This is a genomic window from Acidovorax sp. DW039, assembly GCF_037101375.1.
GTDB lineage: Bacteria > Pseudomonadota > Gammaproteobacteria > Burkholderiales > Burkholderiaceae_C > Acidovorax.
The window spans coordinates 3975271-3998469 of sequence record NZ_AP029019.1 but is presented as its reverse complement, the minus strand read 5'-3'; the positions used below and the strand labels follow the sequence as shown (position 1 = coordinate 3998469).

The window sequence follows — 23199 nt, the reverse complement described above, 5'->3', positions numbered from 1 at the left end:
CTTCAACCGGACCGATCCCATGAGCCAACTCCCTGAAATCATCCGCACCATCGACCGCGTCAGCGCCGACGTCGTGGCCAAAGCCTCTACCTACCAAGCCGCCATCCTGGCCGACGTGGCGGGCCGCCGCGGCACCATGCATGGCCGCGTGGCGCCTGTGCACCAGAACATGAAGGTGGCTGGCCCCGCCTTCACCGTGGAAGTGCGCCCCGGCGACAACCTCATGATCCACGCCGCCATCGCCCTGGCCCAGCCGGGCGATGTGTTGGTGATCGACGGCAAGGGCGACCAGACTGCCGCACTGATGGGCACGCTGATGCTCAGCGCCTGCAAAAAGCGCGGCCTGGCGGGCGTGATCGTGGACGCCGCCATTCGCGACAAGCTGGAAATTCTGGAGCTGGACTTCCCCGTGTTCAGCGCGGGCTTCAACCCCGCAGGCCCGACCAAGTACGTGCCCGGCCGCATCAACCACCCCATCAGCGCCGGTGGCGCGGTGGTGAACCCCGGTGACCTGGTGGTGGGCGACGCCGATGGCGTGGTCGTCATCGAGCGCGAGAAGGCCCCCGGCATGCTGGCCCTGGCCGACAAGAAGGTGGCCGACGAAGCCGCCCGCATCGAAGCCATTGCCCGTGGCGACACCGCATCGAAATGGCTGCCTGCCGCCCTGCGCGCGGCGGGCCTGCTGAAGGAAGGGGAATCGCTGTGAGCAACGTTACCCAACCCGTCATCATCGTGACCGGCGCCGATCTGGCGCAACAAGCCCTCGATCTGCTCACAGGCTACGAAGTCGTCTACGCAGGCAAGACGCCCACCGAGGACGACATGGTGGCCTTGTGCCGCGCGCACAACCCCGTGGCCATCATCGTGCGCTACGGCAAGGTGGGCGCAGCGGTGATGGACGCGGCCCCCGCGCTCAAGGTCATCTCCAAGCACGGCAGCGGCACCGACACCATCGACAAGGTGGCCGCCAAAGCCCGTGGCATTGAAGTGGTGGCCGCCGTGGGCGCCAACGCCGCTGCCGTGGCCGAGCAGGCCCTGGCCCTGCTGCTGGCCTGCGCCAAATCGGTGGTGGCACTGGATGCGCGCATGCACGCGGGCCACTGGGACAAAGCCACGCACAAGAGCCTGGAACTGGGCGGCCGCACCGTGGGCCTGGTGGGCCTGGGCGCCATTGGCCTGCGCTTTGCCAAGATGGCTGACGCCCTGGGCATGCGCGTGATCGGCTTCGATCCATTTGCCAAGAACCTGCCCGCCTATGTGCAGGCGGTGGACCTGGAAACCATCTGGCGCGAGTCGGATGCCATCTCGCTGCACTGCCCGCTGACCGACGACAACCGGGGCATGCTGAATGCCGCCACGCTGGCGCAATGCAAGCGCGGTGTGATCGTGGTGAACACGGCTCGCGGCGGCCTGATCGACGAAGCCGATCTGCTAGCCGCCGTGCGCTCGGGCCAGGTGATGGCAGCGGGGCTTGACAGCTTTGCGGTGGAGCCCATGACGGCGGGTCACCCCTTCCAGGGCGAGAAGAACTTCATCCTCAGCCCCCACATCGGCGGCGTGACGAGCGATGCCTACGTGAACATGGGCGTGGGCGCAGCCAAGAACCTGCTGGCCGTGCTGGCCCGCAGCGCTGTGGCGGCCTGAACACGGTTCAATGGACAACAAAGGCCCAGGGCCGCGCATGCCCCCGTGCTGCGCGGCACCCGTGCCCTCCCGGAGACAAGCACCATGCACAAGAAGTTTAAGAAAAATAGGTCTGTAGCGCTTATGAATAAAGCGCTGGCAGCTATGTTTTTGGTAGCGTATGGCGCTGCCCATGCGCAAACGGGCGCAGCAGCCTATCCGACTAAGCCCGTGAAGCTGGTGGTGGGCTTTGCGGCTGGTGGCCCTACCGATGTGGTGGCACGTGCGTTTGCCGACCATGCCAGCAAGGCGCTGGGCCAGCCCTTCATCATCGACAACAAGCCCGGTGCGGGCACCGTCATTGCCGCGCAGGCTGTGGCCAGTGCCCTGGCCGATGGCTACACGCTGCTGTTCGGTGCCACCAACCACACCATGATTCCGGCGCTGTACCAGGGCCGCGTCAAGTTTGATGCGGTGAAGTCCTTCCGCCCGCTGTGCACGGTGGCGGGCAGCCCCACGGTGCTGGTGGTGGCCCCCGGCCTGCCGGTGAAGACGCTGGCCGACTACCAGGCCAAGGCCCGTGCCGAGCCCGGACGCGTGACGGCAGGCACGGCGGGGGTGGGCAGCTCAGGCCACTTCGCCACTGAGATCTTTGCCCGCGCCCAGGGCCTGCAGCTCAACCACGTGCCCTACAAGGGCGCTGCGCCGGTGGTGACGGACCTGATGGGCGGCCAGCTCGACAGCTCGTTCGCCACGCTGGGCTCGGTGCTGCCGCAGATACAGAGCGGCAAGCTGCGCGCCTTGGCCGTGGGCGCGCCCCAGCGCTCGGCCCTGGTGCCTGACGTGCCCACCTTTGCCGAGGCAGGCGGTGGCAACTACGCGGCCGACGTGTGGTACGGCGTGCTGGCCCCGGCGGGACTACCCGAGTCCATCGCTCAGGCGCTGGAGCGCACGGCGGCCGACTTTGCCAAGAGTCCGTCGGCTACCGAGAAGCTGCGCGGCATGGGCATGGAGACTGAATCGGTCTGCGGCAACGCCTTTGCCACTCGCGTGGCCCGCGAAGTGACCACCTATAGCCAGATTGCAAAAGCGCTCGACCTCAAAGCAGATTGAGCGGCCCTGTTGTAGAACCCAGAACTGATTGGAGACACCGATGCTTCGCTTCCTCAAACCCCTGATCGCCGCCTGCGCCCTGGCTGCTGGCGTGGCCCACGCTTTTCCTGAGCGGCCCATCACCATCGTCGTGCCCTACGCCCCCGGTGGCGCGGCCGATGCGGTGGCCCGTGTGGTGGCTACCCGCCTGGGTGCCAAGCTGGGCGGCAGCGTGATCGTGGACAACAAGGCCGGTGCCAGCGGCACCATTGGCGCGAGCTTTGTGGCCAAGGCCCCTGCAGACGGCTACACCATGCTGTACGACGCCACGCCGTACTCCATCAACCCGCACCTGTTCCCCAAGATGCCGTATGCCGCCAACGCACTGCAGCCGCTGTCGCTGGTGCTGCTGGCGCCCAACGTGCTCATCGTGAAGGCCGATGCGCCCTACAAGAACGTGGGCGAGCTGATCGCCAAGGCCAAGGCACAGCCGGGCAAGATCAACTTTGCCTCGGGCGGCAGCGGCACGGTGCAACGCCTGGCCGCTGAGCTGATGGCCCAGAAGCTGGGCCTTGATATGGTGCATGTGCCCTACAAGAGCGGCGGCCCCGCCATCACCGATGTAATGGCTGGACAGGTGGACTTCATGTTCGGTACCGTGGCTGCCACCTACCCGCATGTGGCGGGCGGCAAGCTGCGCGCACTGGCCGTGTCGGCGCCTGAGCGATCCAAGCGCCTGCCTGATGTGCCCACCGTGGCCGAGGCCGCCATTCCCGGCTACGAGGCCTATGAGTGGAATGGTGTGTTCCTGCCCGCAGGCGTGCCCGCCTCCATCGCCACCAAGCTGCAGCAGGCTCTGCAAGACGTGCTGAAGGAAGATGAAGTGAAGCAGCGCCTGGCCGACCTGGGCGCACAGCCCGTGGGCTCCACACCCGCAGACTTTGCCGCCTTCTTGAAGAAGGAAGACGCAAAGTGGGGCGAGGTGGTGAAGAAGGGCAATATCAAACTCGACTGACCCATGCCCCTGCCAGCGCTGACCACGCCCGTGCCGCACTCCGTGGGTCTGAACCGCCCACAGCGCCCGTTGCCACCCGGCGCGTGCGATAGCCACATGCACATCTTTGACCCGCGCTTTGCGCCGTCAGCCCACTGGCCGCGCACGCCGCCGGTGGCGCCCGTGGCGGCGTACCGGCAGTTGCAGTCGCGCCTGGGCACTACCCGCACGGTGGTGGTCACGCCATCCACCTACGGCACCGACAACGCCTGCACGCTGGATGCGCTGGACCAACTGGGCAACGATGCGCGCGGCGTGGCCGTGGTGGGCGAGGGCGTGAGTGCCGATGAACTGGCCCATCTGGCCGCACGCCGTGTGCGCGGGCTACGGGTCAACTTTGTCTCGCCGCAATCGTGGGGCACCACCACACCTGACATGCTGGCCACGCTGGCACGCAAGGTGGCCGAGCACCCGGCCTGCGCTGGCTGGCATGTCCAGATCTTTGCGCACCCCGAGCAGCTCATCGCGCTCGCGCCCCAGCTGCGCACCCTGCCTCTGCCCCTGGTCATCGACCATCTGGGCCGCATCGACCCGGCTGAAGGCCCCGCTGCGCAGGCCTATGGCGTGGTGCGCGGCCTGCTTGATGGAGGCAACACCTGGGTCAAGCTCTCGGGTGCCTACATGCGATCGACCGTGCACGGCCCCAGCTACGCCGACACGCTGCCGCTGGGCCAGGCCCTGGTGCAGGCTGCGCCCGACCGCCTGGTGTGGGGCAGCGACTGGCCGCACACCACCGAGACGCCTGGCACCGTGAACGACGCCGATCTGGTGGATCTGCTGCAGGCCTGGGCTGGCAGCGAGGCTGCCATGGATCGCATCCTGGTCGACAACCCGGCGCGGCTGTATGGTTTCGATACCGCCGCCCCCGCCTGAACGAATTGGAAAGACCCGCCATGTTTTTGCTGCAAGCCCCTGAGGTCCGAGACCTCGATGTCTTCACCACCATGCCCGAGCACTTTCGCCGCCGCGAGCGCAGCGACTGGGCCGATGCCAACCGGGGCGGCACCATTACCGATTCGTTCCTGGAAGGCCCGGTGTTCGACGACGCAGGCAACCTCTACGTCAGCGACATCCCCTGGGGTCGCGTCTTTCGCATCAATCCGCAAGGCGAATGGGCGCTGGTGGCCGAGTACGACGGCGAGCCCAACGGACTGAAGTTTTTGAAGCCCGGCACGCTGCTCATCACCGACTACAAAAACGGCCTGATGCAGCTCGATGTGGCCACAGGCGCCGTCACCCCGTACCTGCAGCGCCGCAACAGCGAGCGCTTCAAGGGCGTGAACGACCTGATCTTTGACGCCGAAGGCAACCTCTACTTCACCGACCAGGGCCAAAGCGGCCTGCACGACCCGAGTGGCCGCCTGTACCGTCTGCGACCCAGCGGCCAGCTCGATTTGCTGCTGCACAACGTGCCCAGCCCCAACGGCGTGGCGCTGTCGCCCGACGGCCGTGTGCTGTATCTGGCCGTGACGCGCGGCAACTGCGTGTGGCGCGTGCCGCTGCTGCCCGATGGCAGCGTGGCCAAGGTGAGTCAGTTCTTCACCTCGTACGGCCCCAGCGGCCCCGACGGCCTGGCGGTGGATGCGGAAGGCCACTTGCTGGTGGCCAACCCCGGCCTGGGCTATGTGTGGGTGCTGAATCACCGGGCCGAGCCGGTGCAGGTGCTGCGCGGTGCGCCGGGCAGCTCCACCACCAACCTGGCGTTTGGCGGGGCAGGGCGCACCACGGTGTATGTCACCGATTCCACCCATGGCCGCGTGCTGAAAGCCGAAATGGCTGCGGCGGGGTTGCCGCTGCACAGGGCGTAAAAAAAGCCGCCAGGGCTTCGCAGCATCTGGCGGCTTTTCAGCCTGAGGGCAGTGCGGGCTTACTTGCCTGCTTTTTCAGCCTTGCGCTTGGCGGCCTTGGGGTCCACCACGGCCTTGAACTTGGCACCAGCCACAAACTTGGGCACGGTGGTCGCTGGGATCTTCAGCGCTGCGCCGGTGGATGGGTTCTTGCCGGTGCGGGCTGCGCGCTTGGCGGCCTTGAAAGTGCCGAAGCCCACGAGTTGCACGGCGTCGCCTTTTTTCACGGCGGTTTGAATGGCGTCAATCAGAGTTTCCAGCACAGCGTTGGCGGCTGTTTTGGACAGGTCGTTCTTGGAAGCCAGGATTTCAACGAGTTCTGCGCGATTCATGGTTCTCTATGCGTAGTAAAAAAGGTTGCGATGCCCGGTTTATATCGCAATCACGAAAAGCTGCGTTGCTTGTGCACAGTGCTTGCGGCATTTTTTTTGCAGTAGAGGCGTTTTGTCGGGTTGGCGTCGGTCTTGTTCCAGCTTTTTGATGGATCTTGAGGGACCGTTTTACGGCATAAGCCCCGGCGGTCAGGGGGCTTGAGGGTTGTTGGCGCGGTGGCTGCCGAAATTTTGCCTTCGGTGTAACCTGAAATGCCCTGCCAACGAACTAGCAGCTACTGAGCGAAATTTGGCGAATCTTTCCGATGCCATCTGCTCCAAGCGCTTTTGGCTCCAAGCGGGCCTCCAACCTCTGCACAGACTCTCAGGAGACTTCACATGCCGATCACCCCACGCAATCAAGGCTTTCAGCACCCGTACTCCAGCGAAATCACTCCCAAGGCCGTGTATGAGCGGCGGCGCGAGATCTTGAAGCTGATGGCCGGAGGCGCTGCAGGCGCAGCCATGGCGGCATGGGCGGGGCGCGAGGCCATGGCCCAGCAGGTGGCGCGCCCGGGCAAGCTGGCTCCGCTGCCCGGTGCCAAATCTGCCGTGGCGGGGGCCACCACGATGGAGAAGCTCACCGATTACAAGGACGCGAGCACCTACAACAACTTCTACGAATTTGGTACGGACAAGGCCGACCCCGCGCGCAATGCGCACACCCTGAAAACCACGCCCTGGACGGTGGAAGTGGAGGGCTTGGTCAAGAAGCCGGGAAAGTACGGCATTGAAGATCTGATCAAACTCAGCGCGCAGGAAGAGCGCATTTACCGCCTGCGCTGTGTGGAAGGCTGGTCCATGGTGATTCCGTGGGTGGGCTATTCGCTGGCGGAGCTGATCAAGCGCGTGGAGCCCATGGGTAGCGCGAAGTATGTGGAGTTTGTGACGCTGGCCGACAAGGCCACCATGCCCTATGTGGGCTCGCGCGTGCTTGACTGGCCCTATGTGGAAGGCCTGCGCATGGACGAGGCCATGCACCCGCTGACCCTGCTGGCGTTTGGCATGTATGGCGAGGTGCTGCCCAACCAGAACGGCGCGCCCGTGCGCCTGGTGGTGCCATGGAAGTACGGCTTCAAGAGCGCCAAGAGCATCGTGAAAATCCGCTTTGTAGAGAAAGAGCCAGGCACCGCCTGGAACAAAGCGGCGCAGCAGGAGTACGGCTTTTATTCCAACGTGAACCCCAACGTGGACCACCCCCGCTGGAGCCAAGCCACCGAGCGCCGCATTGGCGAAGACGGCCTGTTTGCCAAGAAGCGCAAGACGCTGATGTTCAACGGCTACGAAGCCCAGGTCGGCCAGCTGTATGCGGGCATGGACCTCAAGAAGTTCTACTGACGTGCAAACGGGTACGAGTCCACAGCGCCCCCCCAGCACGGCGGGCGACTGGCGCATGGCGCTGCTGCATCCCGCCGCCAAACCCATCTTGTTTTGTGCGGCGCTGCTGCCCGCGGTGTGGCTGGTGGTGGCCGCGGCCACCAACCAGCTCGGTGCCAACCCGGCCGAGGCACTGATCCGCTCCACCGGTGACTGGGCCTTGCGCGCACTGTGCGTGGTGTTGGCCCTGACCCCGTTGCGTATCACGTTGGCCGTGCCTGCGCTGGCACGGTGGCGGCGCATGCTGGGGCTGTTTGCGTTTTTCTACGCTTTCTTGCATGTGCTCAGCTACAGCTGGCTGGACATGGGGCTGGACGTGCCTGACATCCTGGCCGACATCGCCAAACGGCCTTTCATCCTGGTAGGCACACTGGCCTTTGTGGTGTTGCTGGCGCTGGCGGCCACTTCGTTCCAGCGGGCCATTCGGGCGCTGGGGGGCAAGCACTGGCAGGCGCTGCACCGCACGGTGTACGCCGCCGCTTTGCTGGCAGTGCTGCATTTCTTCTGGATGCGCGCTGGCAAAAACAACTTCGCTGAAGTGGCGGTGTACGCCGCCATCATCGCAGCGCTGTTGGGTTGGCGGCTGTGGCGCAGGCTGAAGGGGTGATGCGCTGATCTGGACGATTGCTGTGAAATAGTGAGAGTGCTACATATTTTGTAGCTGCTTGCGCTTATGGAATGAGCGCTAGAGCCTAATTTCTTTCGAATACTCACGTTGATGGCGCATCCCTTTTGTGATGGGTGCTTGGGATAAGTTAATCGCACGAACTTCGTGGTCCACGAAGTTCGTGTAAACTAAATTCCATGAAAAACGTCACCATCACGATGGACGACACCGTAGCCGAGTGGGTTCGCGTCGAAGCAGCCAAGCGCGGCAGCAGTGTGTCGCGGCTCATGGGTGAATGGCTGGCTGAGAAGATGCGCCAGGAAGACGCATACGCGCAGGCCATGCGCGAGGCGCTGGCGTTTGAGACCTGGGGCGCTTCATCAGGCCCCTATGTGCCCCGCGAAACCCTGTTTCAGCGATGAGCACCACTCCCATTTTTGTAGACACCGAGGTGTTGCTCGCCAGCGTGGACGAGCGCGACCCGCAGCGCCAGGCACGTGCGCGCGAGTGGCTCACTTTTTGCTGGCAAACGCGCAGCGGGCGTATCAGCTCGCAGGTGCTCAACGAGTTGTACAACCAGGCCATCCAGCGCTTTTCCAGTCCCCATGTGCTGCAGCAGGTGCGTGCCCAGGTGCGCCGTCTGCGCGTGTGGCTGCCCCCGCACTTGGACGCCTACACCGTCGATGGTGCGTGGGACCTGCAAGACCGTTATGGCCTGGGCTATTGGGATGCGCTCATCGTCTCGTCCGCCCACCAGCAGGGCTGCCGCTACCTGCTGACCGAAGCCTTACCGCACGACCAGGTGCTGGATGCCGTGCGCGCCATCAACCCCTTTGTTTTGGCCCCCAACGAACTGGACACTGCCGAATGACCTCTGCCGCCACGCCCTCAGCAACGCTCCCTGACGTGCTCACCAATGCCTTGAACCGCATTCGTCCCGATGTGCGCGCCATGCACTCGTACGTGGTGCAGCCGTCCACCGGCATGCTCAAGATGGACGCGATGGAGAACCCGTTTGGCCTACCGGAGGCGCTGCAGTCGGCGTTGGGTCAACGCCTGGGTTCGCTACCGCTCAACCGCTACCCCGGTGCCCGGCAAAACGATCTGAAGGCGGCTCTTGCCGCCTACGCTGGCGCGCCCACAGACTTGAGCGTGGTGCTGGGCAACGGCTCTGACGAACTCATCAACTTGCTGGCACTGGCCTGCGCACAGCCCGGCACGGGCCACCACGCCACCATGCTGGCCCCTATGCCGGGCTTTGTGATGTACCCCATGAGCGCGCAACTGCAGGGGCTCGATTTTGTGGGCGTGCCACTGACGCCTGACTTTGAACTGGATGAGCCCGCCATGCTGGCTGCCATTGCGCAGCACAAGCCCGCCATCACTTACATCGCCTACCCCAACAACCCCACTGCCACGCTGTGGGACGAGGGCGCGGTGCAGCGCATCATCGACGCCGTGGGCGCGCAAGGCGGCATCGTGGCGGTGGACGAGGCCTACCAGCCCTTTGCCAGCCGCACCTGGCTGACCCGCATGCAGGCCGAGCCCGCGCGCAATGCCCACGTGCTGCTCATGCGCACGCTCAGCAAGTTTGGCCTGGCCGGTGTGCGCCTGGGCTACATGCTGGGCCAGCCTGCCCTGGTGGCCGAGATCGACAAGGTGCGCCCGCCCTACAACGTGAGCGTGCTCAACTGCGAAGCCGCCCTGTTTGCGCTGGAGCATGCCGACGTGTTTGCCGCCCAGGCGGCCGAGTTGCGTTCGCAGCGCACCGTCCTCATCGAGGCCCTGCGCGCCATGCCGGGCATTGAAAAGGTGTGGGACAGCGAGGCCAACATGGTGCTGGTGCGCGTGGCCGACTCTTCCAAAACCTACGACGGCATGAAAAACCGCAAGGTGCTCGTCAAGAACGTTTCTACAATGCATCCATTGCTGCACAACTGCTTGCGCCTGACTGTGGGTAATGCCCAGGACAACGCGACCATGCTGTCAGCACTCCAGGCTTCTTTATGACCTCCTCCGCACTCGTCACCTCTTCCGCCATCGACCCCGCGGCCGACCGCATTGCCGAAGTCAGCCGCAACACCGCAGAGACGCGCATCACCGTGCGTATCAACCTGGATGGCACCGGGCAGGCCAAGCTGCACACGGGCATTGGCTTTTTTGACCACATGCTCGACCAGATCGCCCGCCACGGCCTCATCGACCTGGAGATCGACTGCGCGGGGGACCTGCACATTGACGGCCACCACACGGTGGAAGACGTGGGCATCACGCTGGGCCAGGCGTTTGCCCGGGCGGTGGGCGATAAGAAGGGCATCAACCGCTATGGCCACGCCTATGTGCCGCTCGATGAAGCCCTGAGCCGCGTGGTGGTCGACTTTTCGGGCCGCCCCGGCCTGCACCTGCACATCCCTTTCACGGCGGGCAGCATCGGTGGCTTTGACACCCAGCTCACCTACGAGTTTTTCCAGGGCTTCGTGAACCACGCAGGGGTCACGCTGCACATTGACAACCTCAAGGGCATCAACGCCCACCACCAGTGCGAGACCGTCTTCAAGGCCTTTGCCCGCGCCCTGCGCGCCGCATTGACCCGTGACCCTCGTGCGGCGGGCGTCATCCCCTCGACCAAGGGCAGTCTCTGATTATTGGTAAAAAAGGCCTCTAGCGCTTGCCAGACAAGCGCTGACAGCTATGAATACAGAAGCAAAAACAGTGGCTGTGGTGGACTACGGCATGGGCAATCTGCGGTCCGTCTCGCAGGCCGTGCAGGCGGCTGCGCAAGGCACGGGCTGGACGGTGGTGGTGACATCCCAACCCGACGAAGTCCGCTCAGCCCAGCGCGTGGTGTTGCCAGGGCAGGGGGCCATGCCCGACTGCATGCGCGAACTGCGCGAATCCGGCCTGCAGGAATCCGTGCTGGAGGCTGCTGCCTCCAAGCCCCTGTTTGGCGTGTGCGTGGGCATGCAGATGCTGCTGGACCACAGCGCCGAGGGCGACACCCCCGGCCTGGGCCTGATCCCTGGCGAGGTCATCAAGTTTGATCTGGCAGGCCGCACCCAGCCCGATGGCAGCCGCTTCAAGGTGCCGCAAATGGGCTGGAACCGCGTGCGCCAAGTGCCCCATGCGGGCGCAGTTCACCCCGTGTGGGCTGGAATTCCTGACAACAGTTACTTTTACTTCGTGCACAGCTTCTACGCCCGCCCGCAAAGCGCGGCGCACTGTGCCGGAGAGGCAGACTACGGCGGAGTGTTCGCCGCAGCCATTGCGCGCGATAATATTTTTGCCGCGCAATTTCACCCCGAGAAAAGCGCGGAACATGGCTTGGCCCTGTATCGCAACTTTCTGCACTGGAATCCCTGAATCCCTCAACCCGTTCGGGCCGAGCCCTGACTCGCCCTTTTCCTGAACCCATCATGCTGCTCATCCCCGCCATCGATCTCAAAGACGGCCACTGCGTTCGCCTCAAGCAAGGAGATATGGACCAATCCACCACCTTTGGTGAAGACCCCGCGGCGATGGCCCGTAAATGGGTGGATGCTGGTGCCCGCCGACTGCATCTGGTGGACCTGAACGGTGCGTTTGCAGGCACCCCCAAGAACTACAGCGCCATCAAGTCCATCCTCAAAGAGGTGGGCGACGACATTCCGGTGCAGTTGGGCGGCGGTATCCGCGATCTGGACACCATCGAGAAGTACATCGACGGCGGTCTGCGCTACGTCATCATCGGCACCGCAGCCGTCAAGAACCCCGGCTTTTTGAAGGATGCCTGCAGTGCCTTTGGCGGCCACATCATCGTGGGCCTAGATGCCAAGGACGGCAAGGTGGCCACGGACGGCTGGAGCAAGCTCACCGGCCATGAAGTGGTGGACCTGGCCAAGAAGTTTGAAGACTGGGGCGTGGAATCCATCATCTACACCGACATCGGCCGCGACGGCATGCTCTCTGGCATCAACATCGACGCCACCGTGAAGCTGGCCCAGGCCCTGAGCATCCCGGTGATTGCCTCGGGTGGCCTGGGCAGCATGGCCGACATCGAGCAGCTGTGCGCTGTGGAAGACGAAGGCGTGGAGGGCGTGATCTGCGGTCGCGCCATCTACAGCGGTGATCTGGACTTTGCGGCTGCACAGGCGCGCGCAGACGAACTCAGCGAAGCTTGAGAGTTTGCGGGCAGCGGTTGGTGCTGCCTCCCCACCTTCTTCGTCAATCAATACAAAGCCCGGCTCGGAGTCGCTTCGAGTCGGGCTTTTTGTTGGCGGATCAGCAGGCGGGCAGTGCAGTGGTTGAGTTGATAGCCTGTACCGTGCTCACTAGCGTATTCCAGTAGCTTGGCAGACTGGCCCATGGGTTGCCGACCTGCGTAGTGGGGTTGTACTGCAGGTTGGTTGCGTACACCAAGCCTTGGTTGTAGCGGGCTGATCCGGCGGCCTGAATAGCGGCTTGCATAGCGGCACAAGTGTCAGCGTTGTGCATCAGCATCGCATGGCGATTGTTGCTAAGTGTGTACAGCCAGGGAGTGCTGGACCGTGGGTCAAAGCTCTGAAATGCAGTGGCTGTACCTTCAAAGCTGACGATGGCGTCCGTGACTCCTGCATACGATGCAGCCGGAACCAAACCAGGGTTGCCCACCACGCGCAGGGTGGCGCCACGGGCTTTGATGTGATCGTAAATCTCGCGATAGAAAGGAATCTGCGCTTCGTTGGCAGACATTTCATCCAGAAAAATGCCACTGATCACTGAGGTGCCGTACAACTCCAGATAGCGGTCAATGTTGGTCTTGATGTCAGTCACGCTGCGCGTGCCGCTTCCGTAGCGGGTGTATACATATCCGATGACTTTGCCACCTGCAGCGACCAGATTTCGAGCTGCCTGCAGCGTTGCGGCATCTGCTGTGGTGAAGATGCCGTTGGAAGGGTTCAGGATCGCGGTGATGCTAGTGGTGGGGTTGACGCTAGCTGTTGCCGTCATCTGGGCCCAACCGGGGTTCGTTGTGGGGTGGAAATAGGCAGGCACCAAAATCTCAAGCGCTGCTGGCTGAGGCCGCAGGTAGATGGTCTGTGTGCCGGTTCCGGTGGATCCATTCACGGTACTACCCACCGTGATAATTTGGGCTCCCGCAGTGCTGCCCGTGAGCGATGTGGAGGCCAGCCCTGAGCGCGTTTGGGGCGCGACGGGTGAGAAGCTGCCGCCAAGCATCGAGAACGATACCGGGGTTCCATCGGCTGCAGCACTGCCATTCACGGAAACCTGTGCCTGGACTGTGACTGGCGACTGGATGGTCAGCACGCTGCCTGCAGCCGGCGCTGTGACCGCTATTTGCACTGTGCTTGGTGGTGTAGGGGCGTCTGAGCTGCCGCCACCACCTCCGCAGGCTGCTACCAGCGCAGTGATCGGAAATAGGCGGAAGGTACGCAGCAGGAGGTTCAAAGGATGGGACATTGCATGGCTTGAGGCTGGGGTAAAAAAATGTTACCTCAGCCAAGCGGTCACGCTCCACAGACTTTTGTAAAGATGCTTCTGTGAGAGCGCAGTTGGCACTTCTTGGCTGTACTGCTCATTGCAGCATGAAGGTTTCGTATTCCAACCGGTTGAGCTGCCGCGTCAGCAGCACCATGCCGGTGCATAGCGTAATCAGCATCGCGCCGGCGAAGCCATATCCGTAGAACGCAGCCCCCAAGTGCAGTGTCAGAGCTGTGAAGACAATGTTCAGTACCACCATCTCTGCACACAGCACCAGCACAATACGGCGTTGGTCTAGGTAAAAGAATACGTTGAGGATGGCCATCAACCCGACCTGCAAGCCTGCACCTACTACCTGAACGTGCAGCAAGGGCAGGTACAGACTGGAAATCCCCAAGGCATCCAGCAATGCCGGACCCGCCACGAAGGTGACCAGTACGGCCAGGGTCTGGATCTTCGCTATTTCGCTGAGCCCCTGCTGGATGGCATAGACCATTTCATCGCGCATCGATTCGATGTATTCCAGCGAGCCGCCGCTGCGCACAGCGTCGTAGAACTTGTCGTAGTACTCCACAAAGTCAGTCTCGATACGCACCAGAAACACCGCCATGCCGGGGATGATGGACAGGTACGACAGAAACACTGGCAAGTCGTAGATCAAGGAGGCACGCAGGCCGCCGATGATGGGCTCAGACGTGGGCGGAAAGTACCAGAACATGAACTTGTCTGCCCAGATGGCCACGTTGTACAGCAGACCCACCAGCACAAGCGATGGATACAGCAGCTTGCGCTCGGCAAAATCGAATGCGATCAGCGTTCCCTTGGGGCTGAAGTCGCGCACCACCATCACCCACATACCGGCCAGCAACACAAAATTACCCAGTACGAAGCCACCCAGCAGCCCTTCCAGTCCCCATGGGCGCATCAACAGCGAGGCCACTACGATCAGTGCGTAAGCGCCTCCAAACAGCACGGTGATGGCTTGGTATCGCTTCATCCCTGAGAGCAAGATGGCCAGTACCCATACGCCGCACATGACGCAAAAGCCTGCCAGCATGAGCAGCCGGTACAGCACCCGCTCACCGGGAAATACGACGAATAGCGCCAACGTACCCAATATTGCGGCTACCGTAACCACGCCCAGCAGCAACCCGTGCAGGTTGGGCAAGATCAGATCTCGCTTCTTTTCAAACAGCCGGTCGGAAACAAAGCGGGTGAAGGCTAACTGCGCGAAACCCGTCAAGATCAGGCTGCAGGCCACGAGGTAAGTCACAGAGGTCTGGAATTGGGTGACCAGAAAGTTGGGTACTACGACGCTGGCGCTGAAGATACCCACCAGCAAAATGCCAATAATGGAAAATACCCAAGGCCCTGAACCAATCACACCTGCGTAGGCGTATGCCTGCAGGAGGCCCGTCAAGGTGTTCTTGCGCAACATCCGGCGCAGTTCAAAACCAATGCCGGCCATGTCAGTGCACCTCTTCGGTTGCAGGTCCACCCAGAGCCTGTTGGTACACCTTGCGGTAGCTTCCAAACATCATGCTGTCGGTGTAGTAGCGCTCCACGCGGGCAATGGCCGCCTGGCTGGCACGTGTCCACTCTGCCGGATCGTTCAGCAGGGCAATCGCTGCATCGGCCAGCGCCTGCGGGTCAGCAATGCCGACGACGCTCCCGCTGCTGCCCAGTGCACGGTCTTCGTCGCCCAAGCCCTCAATTAACTGGCGGCACGAGCCCACATCAGTGGAAACTGTGGGAACACCTGCCGCATAGCCTTCCAGTATCACGAGCGGCAGGGCTTCGCTGATGGAGGATAGTACGATCAGTCCGATCTTGGGCATGAGGTCTTCCACCTTCTGGAAGCCCAGGAACTTCACGTGGTTTTCCAGCCCCAGGCTACGTACCAGGTTCTCGCACTCTTGGGCGTAAGAGGGGTCTTCATCTGTGGGGCCAGCGATCCAGCCCTCGGCTTGCGGCATCTGGTTCACCACCCGGCGCATCGCGCGAATGAAGGTCTTCACGTCTTTGATGGGCACCACGCGGCCAATGAGGCAGAGTACGGGCGGCACCTGTGCCGGGCGCTTGTCGCGCATGGGCGCAAAGCGGGCGAGCTGGATACCGTTGGGGATGTTGAACGTGCGCGCCGGGTCGGCTCCATCTTGCACCTGCCGCAAGCGGTTGGTTTCGTACAGCGCGATGATGGGATCAGCAGCCGCATAGCAATAGCGTCCCATCCACTCAAACAGTCTGATCCACATTTGCCGGAAGTACGACAGCTCCGTAGGGTCGCGCTGGAACACGTTGCGGTTGTCCCGAATCCACTCGCTCTTGAGCAGATCGATCTGCCGCTCTTTGGTGTAGATGCCATGCTCGGACAGAGCAAACGGAATGTTGCGGGTGTCGTGCAGCACAGCTCCCAGGAAGCCTGCGTAGCCGGTGGAGGCGCTGTGCAGCATGCGTACCGGGATGAGATTCTGTGCAACGCTCGCCAGCGTCCACAGGGGCTTGAACATGATGCGCACTGTCCAGAAATAATCTACGAAAGAGGGATCTGTGCAGTACTCACGGTAGGTGTCGCGGATCAACTCCCAGGAGCGTTCGCTGTACAGAAAGTCTTCCAGGGGAAAATTGCCGCCAGGGGCCATCTCGCGCGTGACTGCGCGCAGCATCTGCAATGTTTGCTCGGTACCCGTGCTGCCTTCGCGCAAGGTGTTCACGATGCCGCGCAGCACTTCGAACGTGGCTTCGTCACCCTTGCGGGCCTGGGGCAGGTTTTGGGCCGAAAGGTCGTCGTACAGAAAATGCTCTTCAAAGTGCACCACATTGGCGGGCAGCTTGTATTTGAACTGCTTGTAGTCCGAGCGCTGGCTGCCCAGAAACACCAAAGCGAAGCGGTACTCCGGGAAAGCCTGGATGATCTGGTTGATCCAACTGGAAACGCCTCCACTCACGTAGGGAAAAGTGCCTTCCAGCAGCAGCGCGATATCAGCGTCGGCAGCTTTGGGATGGGTCATCGCGCCCTCCAATAGTCGATGACTGGGCGCAGTCGGGGGAGGGCACTCCATTCGTCCAGTTGCTGCATCAGCTGACGGGTGTGGGTGAAGTCGCGTTGCTCAAACCTCAGCTCGGCCAGGTAGGGCAAGACTCGTGTAGCTGGCAACCCCAACTCCAGCGCCCGCTCATAGGCTTGCTCTGCATCGTCCATACGGCCCTGTGCGTGAAGCAGAAGACCACGGCGCAGGGTGTGCTGGGCGTGTTCAGGTTGCTGTGCCAGTACCTGTTCGCAATAGCGCAGGGACTCATTGATAGCGTAGCTGCGCATGTCCCCTTGTGCCAGGTTTTGGTAGACCAGTTCCCAGTAAAGGGCCGACAGCTTTTCTGCTGCCTGCAAGCCCGTAGGGCCCAGCGGATTGGTTCCCTCTTTTTCCTCTGCTTCGCGCAGGGTACTCAGCTCCTGATCGATGGAACGGCTCAGGTTGCGCTCCAGGGCGTCGAGCATGCCGTATGCGAGCAAACGAAGGTCTTCACTGGAGTCGTTGAGTACATTGCGCAGCAGGGGAGAGGAAATGCGCCCAGACATGTGCTGCAGAGCGACCATGGCCCGCATGCGGGAGCGGGCGGGGACTTCGCTATTACCCAGCACTGCACGCAGGCCAGTTTGACGGAAGCCACCATGAATGCGCTGATGCAGGTCGAACTCTGGCAAGTGCACAGAGTGAAAATCCTCTGTGGGGCGGGTAGCTCGGTACAGTCGTAGCACCACGGTGCCTACAAATACGCCCACAAAGCCCGCTATTGGCACGGCATAGCTACACACTGCCATCAGCGCGAGCATGGGTAGCCTGGGGCGCGACTGCTCGTTCTTGAGCAGCGGCAGTGTGAACACTGCCAGCAAAACACAGGCCGCTGCGTGGGCTAGCAGGTAACTCAGCAGTGCAGCATCTGAATACCCATCCAGAAGCGCTGGCCCCGCCCACGCAGTGAGCTCCATCGCAATGGCCGAAATCCCCCATTTGGTGTTAAGCATGGGCGAGTTGCAGAAGCTTTTGCAGCATGGGCAGTGGCCCATCCGAGTCTGCCAAGGGCAGGGGGTGCGGATAAATACCTGCTTGTGCGAGGCTCGTGTGCTGCTTGCGTTGGATCCACTCTTCCAGGCGACCAATGAACCCTTCGGCGGTAGATGCATCGCCCAACGGCATCAGGATAGCAATGACTTGCCGTTTCGACCCGGCAATGACCCAGCTTTCGTCCATCATCCGCTTGAGCCGCAGGAATTGCTGGGGTAGATCTCTTTCTGCAGCGTCCTGGGTGAATTCCAGCGCCACCACGATGCTGGGGACTTTTGTGCTCTGGTGCATGCGCCACAGACGCTGCAATTCAAAGGCAAATTCCGGGGGGCAGATGGGAACTTGCTCCAGTAGAGGTGCCGCCAGTGCCTGGGTTGACAAGCCGTCAGTGTAGTAGCCCAGCAGCAGGTTGATGGTTTGCAGGTTCTCGTCTTGCAGCGCGAAAAACGGCAGCTCATCGATGAGAAGCATTGCGTATATCTCGCCCCCGATGTCCAGCAGAGGGGCGGCTACAAGGTAGCGGGTAGCTTCCTGTCGCACCGTTGCCTGAACGACATGGCACAAGGTGCGTGTTTCCATTGCCTGGGCAAGCAAGGGGTCTTTGATGTCAACTGCAACAGGTGAACCAATGGTGGCTGTTGCGGTTATTTCCAGTTTGTCATCATTGACAGGGTGAACTGCAGCAGAGCTGATCTGGCAATACTGCGCGAGCAACCGAAGCAGGATCTGGGCTCCGTCCTCTCCACCACTGAGGCCGCGCAGTGTCTTGAGTGCGTCGCGCATCGACATCGGACGACCAATCAGTTCCTGCTCCAACCGGTCGTGCGACAGCCTCAGCAGGTAGTACTGACGTATGAGGTGTTCCAGCCGTTGGTCCAGGTAATACTGCACGGATTCCGCGCGGCGGGTGCGCGCCCGCCATAAGCTGGAAAACTCACCCACCAGCATTACTGTGATCAGTCCACCCAAAAAGAAAATCTGCGGGAATTGGTCCATCTGGTCCTGGTGCAACGCTACCCATGCCAACAACAGCACCGCGGCAGCACCCAGCCCTGCCAGCGGCCCGTAGCGCAAGGCCACGATGATGGGTGCAAGCCAAGCCCAGTGAAATGCCGCGTTCACCCCCAGTGGATCCTCAGGATGAAATGCCATGCCTATCCCTATGGCGAGGCTGGGCACCATGAGTGATTCCAGCGTGACCAACCAGGGTCGGTCTCCTGCCGTGCCCAGTTTGCCCAAGGGGGCGCCGGTAAATCCTGGCTTACGCTGTGCGGTAGACGCAGTAACGTCGTCAGGGCGAGCTGAGGGGGCTGGATCGGGAGCTTGCATGCGCTGAGAGGCCAAGACTTAACGTGTGCCGGACAGGCCAGCTTGCAGGAGTTCGCGAATCAGCTTTTGTGCCACAGCCGACAGTGCTTCACGGCTCCAGCCGGACTTGCCCCCTGCACCGCTCCAGAGAACCTCCCCGTTTTGCACGTCAATGATTTGCAACGTGACTCCGGCTGCAGGTTCACCGTCCACCCCCACTTTGTAGCGCCACTCGTCTACCGTGCCTGCCAGCGCATAACGCACGCCTTGCTCTCGGGCCCAGGCCAGTGCTTGTTCCTGGCGTTTGGTGTCTCCCGCGTCGAACAAGGCCTCTTGCTGCGCTGTGCTTGTATAGCGTTTGACCTTGCCCACGCCCTGCGCATGCAGCAGAGCCTCTGCAACGCTTTCGGCACGATTACCGGCCATGGGGGTCTCGGTATGGTTGGCAAAAGGCAGTACGGTCCAATCAGCGTTGGACTGCAGTGTGGGAGCTCGGCCACGGTCCATCGTCGAGCAGGCGACCAGTGTGCAAAGCGCCCATGCGCTGGCTATGACTTTCAGTCTGCCCAGGGTTCTGGTGTTGCAAATCATCGGATTTTCTTTCTATCAATATTGGATGGGTTCAGAAGTGCTTGCGGTAGCGCAGCTGTATCTCGCGCGTGAGCCCCTGTGTAAGAGTTCCGCCCTTGCCCAGGCTCCAACCCAGGTTCAAGTGGTCGCTACCCAGCAAGCTGCCTGCCAAGCCCAGACGCAGGCTGTAGCCCGCACCCTGGCGGCTGTGCCATGTTCGGGCAATGCTGCCAAAGGGTTGCAGTGCGCGCGTGTAGTCGCGCTCAAAGCGGGTATTGGTCGATATCTGCAGACCATAGAAGCTGAAATTCTCAGGCAGGAAATAGGTTTCGCCGACACGCTCTACGCCGGGCGGGAGGTACTGGGTGAAGGCCAGATCTCTGCCCGAAAGCTCTCCAGGGTCGCGCCTGTCATAAGCGTGTTGAGACCAAAACGCTCCAAATTCCAGACTCGGAGCTTCCACCCGGTAGCTGTGGGTGTATGTCAGTGATGAGTGACGCCCATTGCCCAGCATCCCACCAGTCTGTAGCTTGTAATTCTCTCGCCAGTGTTCCATGGTGATCTGGTCGAGCCGGGAAATCTGGTAGCGCAAGCTGATGCCGGCTCGGTCTTTCATGCCCGCCATACGTAGCACGGTGCTCTCCTGGGTGGGCAGTTGCATGCCGATGTCCATGCGCAACGTCAGACGGCTGTCCAGACGCCATTCGTGTTCGAGCTGTACGGGGGTGTAGCTGGCCAGGCTCTCGCGCCGTGCAATATGTAGCGTGGTTGTGGTGTCCTGCTCTTGCCAGCGTAGATCGACCTTCACACCCCTTTCCTGCGAGGGATTGCTCAGCTGAGTGGAAAGTCCTGCAGTGCGGTGAATGCGAGTCAGGCCCAGATCCATCGACAGGCGGGGACTCAACGCCACATGCCATTGCGCATTGGCCTCTGTTTCCTCCAGGTCTCCGAGCTTTCTTGCTTCAACCTGGGGGCCTGCATGGTCACTGAAAGCTAGCAAGTTTTCGGTGAGCTGCAAATGCAGCGGTGCATCGTCAGGCTGATCTATTTGGTATTCAAAGGCCGATGTCTGCGCCAAGCGCACATCTTGCACGGCAACGGCGGCGTTGATGTGATCGTAACGAGGCAGGCGTTCGCCAAAGGTGTCCAGCAAGGCACCGGTGGACGCGTTGTCTTGTTCTGCCAGAGCGAGGGTGATGTCCGCCCACAAAGGTCGATTGGCGCGCAGGCTTTGGCTGCGTGCGTATTGCTGCCACAGCAAGCCCCGTTCGGCAGAGTACTGCCCCGCGTCTTGTAGCCAGCCAATGGCGGTTTCGGCCGCTGCGTTGGACAAGTTGCCTGCGGCATCCCGATCCAGTCGCATGAGTTCACGCAGCGTTTCGAAGGCGGGGTCACCAGGCTTATTCACCAGCAGCAGACGCGCGCGGGCCAGGCGTCGGGTGACATCCAGTCCTTCTTCTGTAAGCCAGTGCGCGCGTGCTTGGGGGCGTGTCATGGGCAGACCCTGTTGGGCTTGCGTCCATTCCGAGGACAAGAGATGTCGGCGCAAGCGCCAGGACTTGTCGGGCTCCTGGTTTTGGTCCAGTGCATCGGCATAGTTCATCAGCCACAGGAAGTCGTTTTGCCGTTCAGCCAGCTGAGGGGTGAAGTATCGAGCCAGCGCCACTGAGGGCAGGGATAGGGCTTGATAGGCCGAACCCAGGGCATCATGCATCTCCTTGTCCTCACTCCACTCCGCTTCGTAGGTGGCCAGCAGTTTGCGCAAAGAGATGTTGTCGTTGCTATCGATAAATAGCCACACGATGGCCTGTCGCATTTCAGCCGAATCGGGGGCCAATCGTAAGGCCGCATCAAACAGCTTGGCTGCCCGGGTAAGGTTGCCCTTGTTCTGCTGGTAAAGGCCCGCGATGCGCAAAAACTGAGCGTCTTTCCACAGAGGCGCGATTGCCTCCCGCAAAACGCTGCCCTCGGGGTTCGCTTTATCCAGCAGTTGCTTGACCTGCATCCACTGGCTACGGCTGACGTAGGTATTCAAAGCGAGGATTAGGTGACGCGGTTGGTAGAAGCGGTCCCAGGCCTGCACGGCTACTTCTGCTGCCTGTAGTGGATGGTCCACTTGCAGCAGTCTGATGGCCGAATCAAAGTCCGGCAGCTCGGCATCGGGTGTGGTCAAAAGTTGTCGGTATGCGTCCAGCGCCACTGCGTCACGCTGCTGGCGTTCGGCCAGTTGCCCCGTCATGCGCCAAAAGTCTGTGGTGATATCTGCTCCGGGGATGACTGCTTTGCGCGCCGCCTCCAACCAAGCCATTGCCAGCTCAGGCTTGCCTCGCACGACCGCCAAGGTAGCTGCGCGCATGACGCGCTCCGGCGTGGCTTGAGTGCCATCTGCCAGAAGCTGCTCCCAGGCTTGAAGGGCTATGTCCATTTGTCCTGCCCGGGTCGCAATGTCCGCCAGCAATTCCAAGTTGGCGGGCAAGCGTGGCTGCTGTTGCAGGAATTCGATGGCTGGCGCGGGAGAGCCCACCCGCTCATACGCCTGGACGAGCTCCTTGGATAGAACTGCGTTGTCAGGGTTACGCCGCAACTCGTAGCGCAGACCTTCAATGAGCGCCGCATCATCAAACAATCCAGGCGCAAGCCTCAGGACTGATTGCCAAGCGCGGTCCTGTTGAGTGGTCCGTGCGATGACCAGCCAGTTTTGCAATGCGACATCGCTGCGCTGTGTCCACTCGGCAACCTGGGCCAGCCGCTCACGCCATGCCAAGTTGTCCGGGGCTTGTTGTACGGCGGACTTAGCTACCAGCCAAGCGTCTTCAAGGTTGCGGTTTTCCAGAAAAACCTGATACCCCAGGGCATATATCTTGTCGTCAAACGGCAGGCCTGGACCCGCCTTCTCCATGCCAGTGCGGTCGCTCCCCTGCGCGGTCATTAACCTCCGTACTCCCGCTACGCTGGGGTGGTGAAGCATGCTCGTGTCCAGCAGGTAGGCGCGATCTTCATAGCGCATCAGTGCCGGCTCAGTCACCATGGCATCGCCCGACATGGGATGCATCTGCGGCGATGCGGCGGCAATGACGGTCTGCTGCCATTGCTGAAGCAGGGCCAGACGAAGCAACCGCTTCATGTATTGCTCGGCAATCGAGGGTTTGCCAGCTGCCCGTGCTAGCTCCACCAGCACACGCAATACCTCTGGATCTGTTTCGAGGTCACCCGCCTCGCGCTGCGCCAAGGCCAGTGCCTCCGCCGGCTTGCCAGATGCCTGCATGGCAGCGATAGCGCTCAGATAGAAAGCCTTGGCTTGGTCTGAGCGGGAACTGGAGCGGCATGCTTTCAGAAACAGACTTGCTGCCTCCTGGTGGGCAGAGACCCCGAGTGCTTCGCGCGCTGCGCGCTCATAGAGCGCTACAGCGCTGTCTTTGGAGCGGGCTTCATCCCCCATTCGGCGATACATCTGAATGCCCAGCAGGGGCTCCCCCAGGTGGAAGGCATCTTCCGCTAACGCTGGAAGCACTTCAGCAGGGACCTCGTCGGTCACCAGCTCACGCAGGCGCACTATCAGGTCAGCACGCAGAGTGCTGCGCTGTTCTGTGGCCGCGATAGGGAGTGCGTGGTAGCTATCCATTGCATCGCGCCAGCGTGTCCATGGCGAAGGCTGGCGGTTGGCCAGCTCAGCTTCCTTTTGTTTTCGAGCCTCATCTTCCGCCACGCGCTGCGCCAGCAACTGTTGCAGCATCGGGTTGTTCGGATCGCTTCGCAGCAGATTCTTCAGGTACGCCAGTGAGAGGCTGGAATCGCTACTGGACGCGAGTAGCCTCCGCTCCAAATCTTG

At 61.8% G+C, this 23199-nt stretch carries 22 protein-coding genes; 14 read left to right on the top strand and 8 right to left on the bottom strand.

The annotated features are described in order from the left end of the window. Positions 1–19 precede the first annotated feature (19 nt). From AACH87_RS17880 to AACH87_RS17855, 6 genes are all read left to right on the top strand, one after another. Entirely contained in the window at positions 20–706 is a 687-nt protein-coding gene (locus tag AACH87_RS17880) for an RraA family protein (protein ID WP_338795864.1), read from the top strand. Further along, entirely contained in the window at positions 703–1644 is a 942-nt protein-coding gene (locus AACH87_RS17875; RefSeq protein WP_338795863.1) for an NAD(P)-dependent oxidoreductase, read from the top strand. Before AACH87_RS17880 ends, AACH87_RS17875 begins: the two co-directional genes overlap by 4 nt. Positions 1645–1728: 84 nt before the next feature. Further along, on the top strand, positions 1729–2736 hold the full coding sequence (locus AACH87_RS17870) for a tripartite tricarboxylate transporter substrate binding protein (protein WP_338795862.1): 1008 nt from the start codon (positions 1729–1731) through the stop codon (positions 2734–2736). Positions 2737–2776: 40 nt separating this feature from the next. Continuing rightward, positions 2777–3730, top strand: a complete 954-nt coding sequence (locus AACH87_RS17865) for a tripartite tricarboxylate transporter substrate binding protein (RefSeq protein ID WP_338795861.1) — start codon at positions 2777–2779, stop codon at positions 3728–3730. Positions 3731–3733: 3 nt separating this feature from the next. Next, positions 3734–4642, top strand: a complete 909-nt coding sequence (locus tag AACH87_RS17860; RefSeq protein ID WP_338795860.1) for an amidohydrolase family protein — start codon at positions 3734–3736, stop codon at positions 4640–4642. 20 nt (positions 4643–4662) lie between these two features. After that, positions 4663–5577, top strand: coding sequence for an SMP-30/gluconolactonase/LRE family protein (locus tag AACH87_RS17855; protein WP_338795859.1), 915 nt, complete (start codon positions 4663–4665; stop codon positions 5575–5577). Between the two features lie 59 nt (positions 5578–5636). Here the strand turns inward: AACH87_RS17855 and AACH87_RS17850 are convergent, their stop codons facing one another. After that, a complete protein-coding gene (locus AACH87_RS17850) occupies positions 5637–5948 on the bottom strand; it encodes an HU family DNA-binding protein (protein ID WP_338795858.1) in 312 nt (103 codons plus the stop codon). A gap of 378 nt (positions 5949–6326) precedes the next feature. Here AACH87_RS17850 and msrP point away from each other — a divergent pair, with 378 nt between their 5' ends. The 8 genes from msrP (at position 6327) to hisA (ending at position 12128) form a co-directional block, all read left to right on the top strand. Then, positions 6327–7325: a protein-methionine-sulfoxide reductase catalytic subunit MsrP gene (gene msrP, locus AACH87_RS17845; protein WP_338795857.1), complete on the top strand. Its 999-nt coding sequence runs from the start codon at positions 6327–6329 to the stop codon at positions 7323–7325. Positions 7326–7380: 55 nt separating this feature from the next. After that, a complete protein-coding gene (locus AACH87_RS17840) occupies positions 7381–7971 on the top strand; it encodes a protein-methionine-sulfoxide reductase heme-binding subunit MsrQ (RefSeq protein ID WP_338799008.1) in 591 nt (196 codons plus the stop codon). Positions 7972–8168: 197 nt separating this feature from the next. Beyond that, positions 8169–8393: a CopG family transcriptional regulator gene (locus tag AACH87_RS17835; RefSeq protein ID WP_066697387.1), complete on the top strand. Its 225-nt coding sequence runs from the start codon at positions 8169–8171 to the stop codon at positions 8391–8393. Next, positions 8390–8842: a PIN domain-containing protein gene (locus AACH87_RS17830; protein ID WP_338795856.1), complete on the top strand. Its 453-nt coding sequence runs from the start codon at positions 8390–8392 to the stop codon at positions 8840–8842. Before AACH87_RS17835 ends, AACH87_RS17830 begins: the two co-directional genes overlap by 4 nt. Continuing rightward, positions 8839–9981, top strand: coding sequence for a histidinol-phosphate transaminase (hisC, locus tag AACH87_RS17825; protein ID WP_338795855.1), 1143 nt, complete (start codon positions 8839–8841; stop codon positions 9979–9981). Before AACH87_RS17830 ends, hisC begins: the two co-directional genes overlap by 4 nt. Then, positions 9978–10613: an imidazoleglycerol-phosphate dehydratase HisB gene (gene hisB / locus AACH87_RS17820; protein ID WP_338795854.1), complete on the top strand. Its 636-nt coding sequence runs from the start codon at positions 9978–9980 to the stop codon at positions 10611–10613. Before hisC ends, hisB begins: the two co-directional genes overlap by 4 nt. Positions 10614–10662: 49 nt before the next feature. Next, positions 10663–11331 carry an imidazole glycerol phosphate synthase subunit HisH gene (gene hisH / locus AACH87_RS17815; RefSeq protein WP_338795853.1) on the top strand — a complete coding sequence of 223 codons (669 nt, stop codon included), beginning with the start codon at positions 10663–10665 and terminating at the stop codon, positions 11329–11331. A gap of 53 nt (positions 11332–11384) precedes the next feature. Beyond that, positions 11385–12128 (top strand): 1-(5-phosphoribosyl)-5-[(5-phosphoribosylamino)methylideneamino]imidazole-4-carboxamide isomerase, encoded by a 744-nt coding sequence (hisA, locus tag AACH87_RS17810; protein ID WP_338795852.1) that lies wholly within the window; start codon positions 11385–11387, stop codon positions 12126–12128. Between the two features lie 100 nt (positions 12129–12228). On the opposite strand, the gene AACH87_RS17805 is transcribed toward hisA, so the two are convergent. The 7 genes from AACH87_RS17805 to AACH87_RS17775 form a co-directional block, all read right to left on the bottom strand. Next, complete coding sequence (locus AACH87_RS17805) at positions 12229–13407, bottom strand: spherulation-specific family 4 protein (RefSeq protein ID WP_338795851.1); 1179 nt, start codon at positions 13405–13407, stop codon at positions 12229–12231. Between the two features lie 115 nt (positions 13408–13522). Beyond that, complete coding sequence (pelG, locus tag AACH87_RS17800) at positions 13523–14896, bottom strand: exopolysaccharide Pel transporter PelG (RefSeq protein ID WP_338795850.1); 1374 nt, start codon at positions 14894–14896, stop codon at positions 13523–13525. 1 nt (position 14897) lies between these two features. Then, a complete protein-coding gene (gene pelF / locus AACH87_RS17795; protein WP_338795849.1) occupies positions 14898–16439 on the bottom strand; it encodes a GT4 family glycosyltransferase PelF in 1542 nt (513 codons plus the stop codon). Next, positions 16436–17452 carry a tetratricopeptide repeat protein gene (locus AACH87_RS17790; RefSeq protein WP_338795847.1) on the bottom strand — a complete coding sequence of 339 codons (1017 nt, stop codon included), beginning with the start codon at positions 17450–17452 and terminating at the stop codon, positions 16436–16438. Before AACH87_RS17790 ends, pelF begins: the two co-directional genes overlap by 4 nt. Beyond that, positions 17445–18695 (bottom strand): PelD GGDEF domain-containing protein, encoded by a 1251-nt coding sequence (locus tag AACH87_RS17785; protein ID WP_338795846.1) that lies wholly within the window; start codon positions 18693–18695, stop codon positions 17445–17447. Before AACH87_RS17785 ends, AACH87_RS17790 begins: the two co-directional genes overlap by 8 nt. A 144-nt stretch (positions 18696–18839) precedes the next feature. Next, positions 18840–19391, bottom strand: coding sequence for a penicillin-binding protein activator LpoB (locus tag AACH87_RS17780; protein WP_338795845.1), 552 nt, complete (start codon positions 19389–19391; stop codon positions 18840–18842). 31 nt (positions 19392–19422) lie between these two features. Next, the gene (locus AACH87_RS17775; RefSeq protein WP_338795844.1) at positions 19423–23103 is read right to left on the bottom strand and encodes a tetratricopeptide repeat protein; all 3681 of its coding nucleotides are present in this window, start codon (positions 23101–23103) and stop codon (positions 19423–19425) included. Between the last annotated feature and the right edge of the window lie 96 nt (positions 23104–23199).

Coding starts and splice junctions, on each gene's coding strand:
- AACH87_RS17880 (WP_338795864.1), top strand. CDS start 20: ATGAGCCAACTCCCTGAAATCATCCGCACCATCGACCGCGTCAGCGCC.
- AACH87_RS17870 (WP_338795862.1), top strand. CDS start 1,729: ATGCACAAGAAGTTTAAGAAAAATAGGTCTGTAGCGCTTATGAATAAA.
- AACH87_RS17865 (WP_338795861.1), top strand. CDS start 2,777: ATGCTTCGCTTCCTCAAACCCCTGATCGCCGCCTGCGCCCTGGCTGCT.
- AACH87_RS17860 (WP_338795860.1), top strand. CDS start 3,734: ATGCCCCTGCCAGCGCTGACCACGCCCGTGCCGCACTCCGTGGGTCTG.
- AACH87_RS17855 (WP_338795859.1), top strand. CDS start 4,663: ATGTTTTTGCTGCAAGCCCCTGAGGTCCGAGACCTCGATGTCTTCACC.
- AACH87_RS17850 (WP_338795858.1), bottom strand. CDS start 5,948: ATGAATCGCGCAGAACTCGTTGAAATCCTGGCTTCCAAGAACGACCTG.
- msrP (WP_338795857.1), top strand. CDS start 6,327: ATGCCGATCACCCCACGCAATCAAGGCTTTCAGCACCCGTACTCCAGC.
- AACH87_RS17840 (WP_338799008.1), top strand. CDS start 7,381: ATGGCGCTGCTGCATCCCGCCGCCAAACCCATCTTGTTTTGTGCGGCG.
- AACH87_RS17835 (WP_066697387.1), top strand. CDS start 8,169: ATGAAAAACGTCACCATCACGATGGACGACACCGTAGCCGAGTGGGTT.
- AACH87_RS17830 (WP_338795856.1), top strand. CDS start 8,390: ATGAGCACCACTCCCATTTTTGTAGACACCGAGGTGTTGCTCGCCAGC.
- hisC (WP_338795855.1), top strand. CDS start 8,839: ATGACCTCTGCCGCCACGCCCTCAGCAACGCTCCCTGACGTGCTCACC.
- hisB (WP_338795854.1), top strand. CDS start 9,978: ATGACCTCCTCCGCACTCGTCACCTCTTCCGCCATCGACCCCGCGGCC.
- hisH (WP_338795853.1), top strand. CDS start 10,663: ATGAATACAGAAGCAAAAACAGTGGCTGTGGTGGACTACGGCATGGGC.
- hisA (WP_338795852.1), top strand. CDS start 11,385: ATGCTGCTCATCCCCGCCATCGATCTCAAAGACGGCCACTGCGTTCGC.
- AACH87_RS17805 (WP_338795851.1), bottom strand. CDS start 13,407: ATGTCCCATCCTTTGAACCTCCTGCTGCGTACCTTCCGCCTATTTCCG.
- pelG (WP_338795850.1), bottom strand. CDS start 14,896: ATGGCCGGCATTGGTTTTGAACTGCGCCGGATGTTGCGCAAGAACACC.
- pelF (WP_338795849.1), bottom strand. CDS start 16,439: ATGACCCATCCCAAAGCTGCCGACGCTGATATCGCGCTGCTGCTGGAA.
- AACH87_RS17790 (WP_338795847.1), bottom strand. CDS start 17,452: ATGCTTAACACCAAATGGGGGATTTCGGCCATTGCGATGGAGCTCACT.
- AACH87_RS17780 (WP_338795845.1), bottom strand. CDS start 19,391: ATGATTTGCAACACCAGAACCCTGGGCAGACTGAAAGTCATAGCCAGC.
- AACH87_RS17775 (WP_338795844.1), bottom strand. CDS start 23,103: ATGCTGCAACAGTTGCTGGCGCAGCGCGTGGCGGAAGATGAGGCTCGA.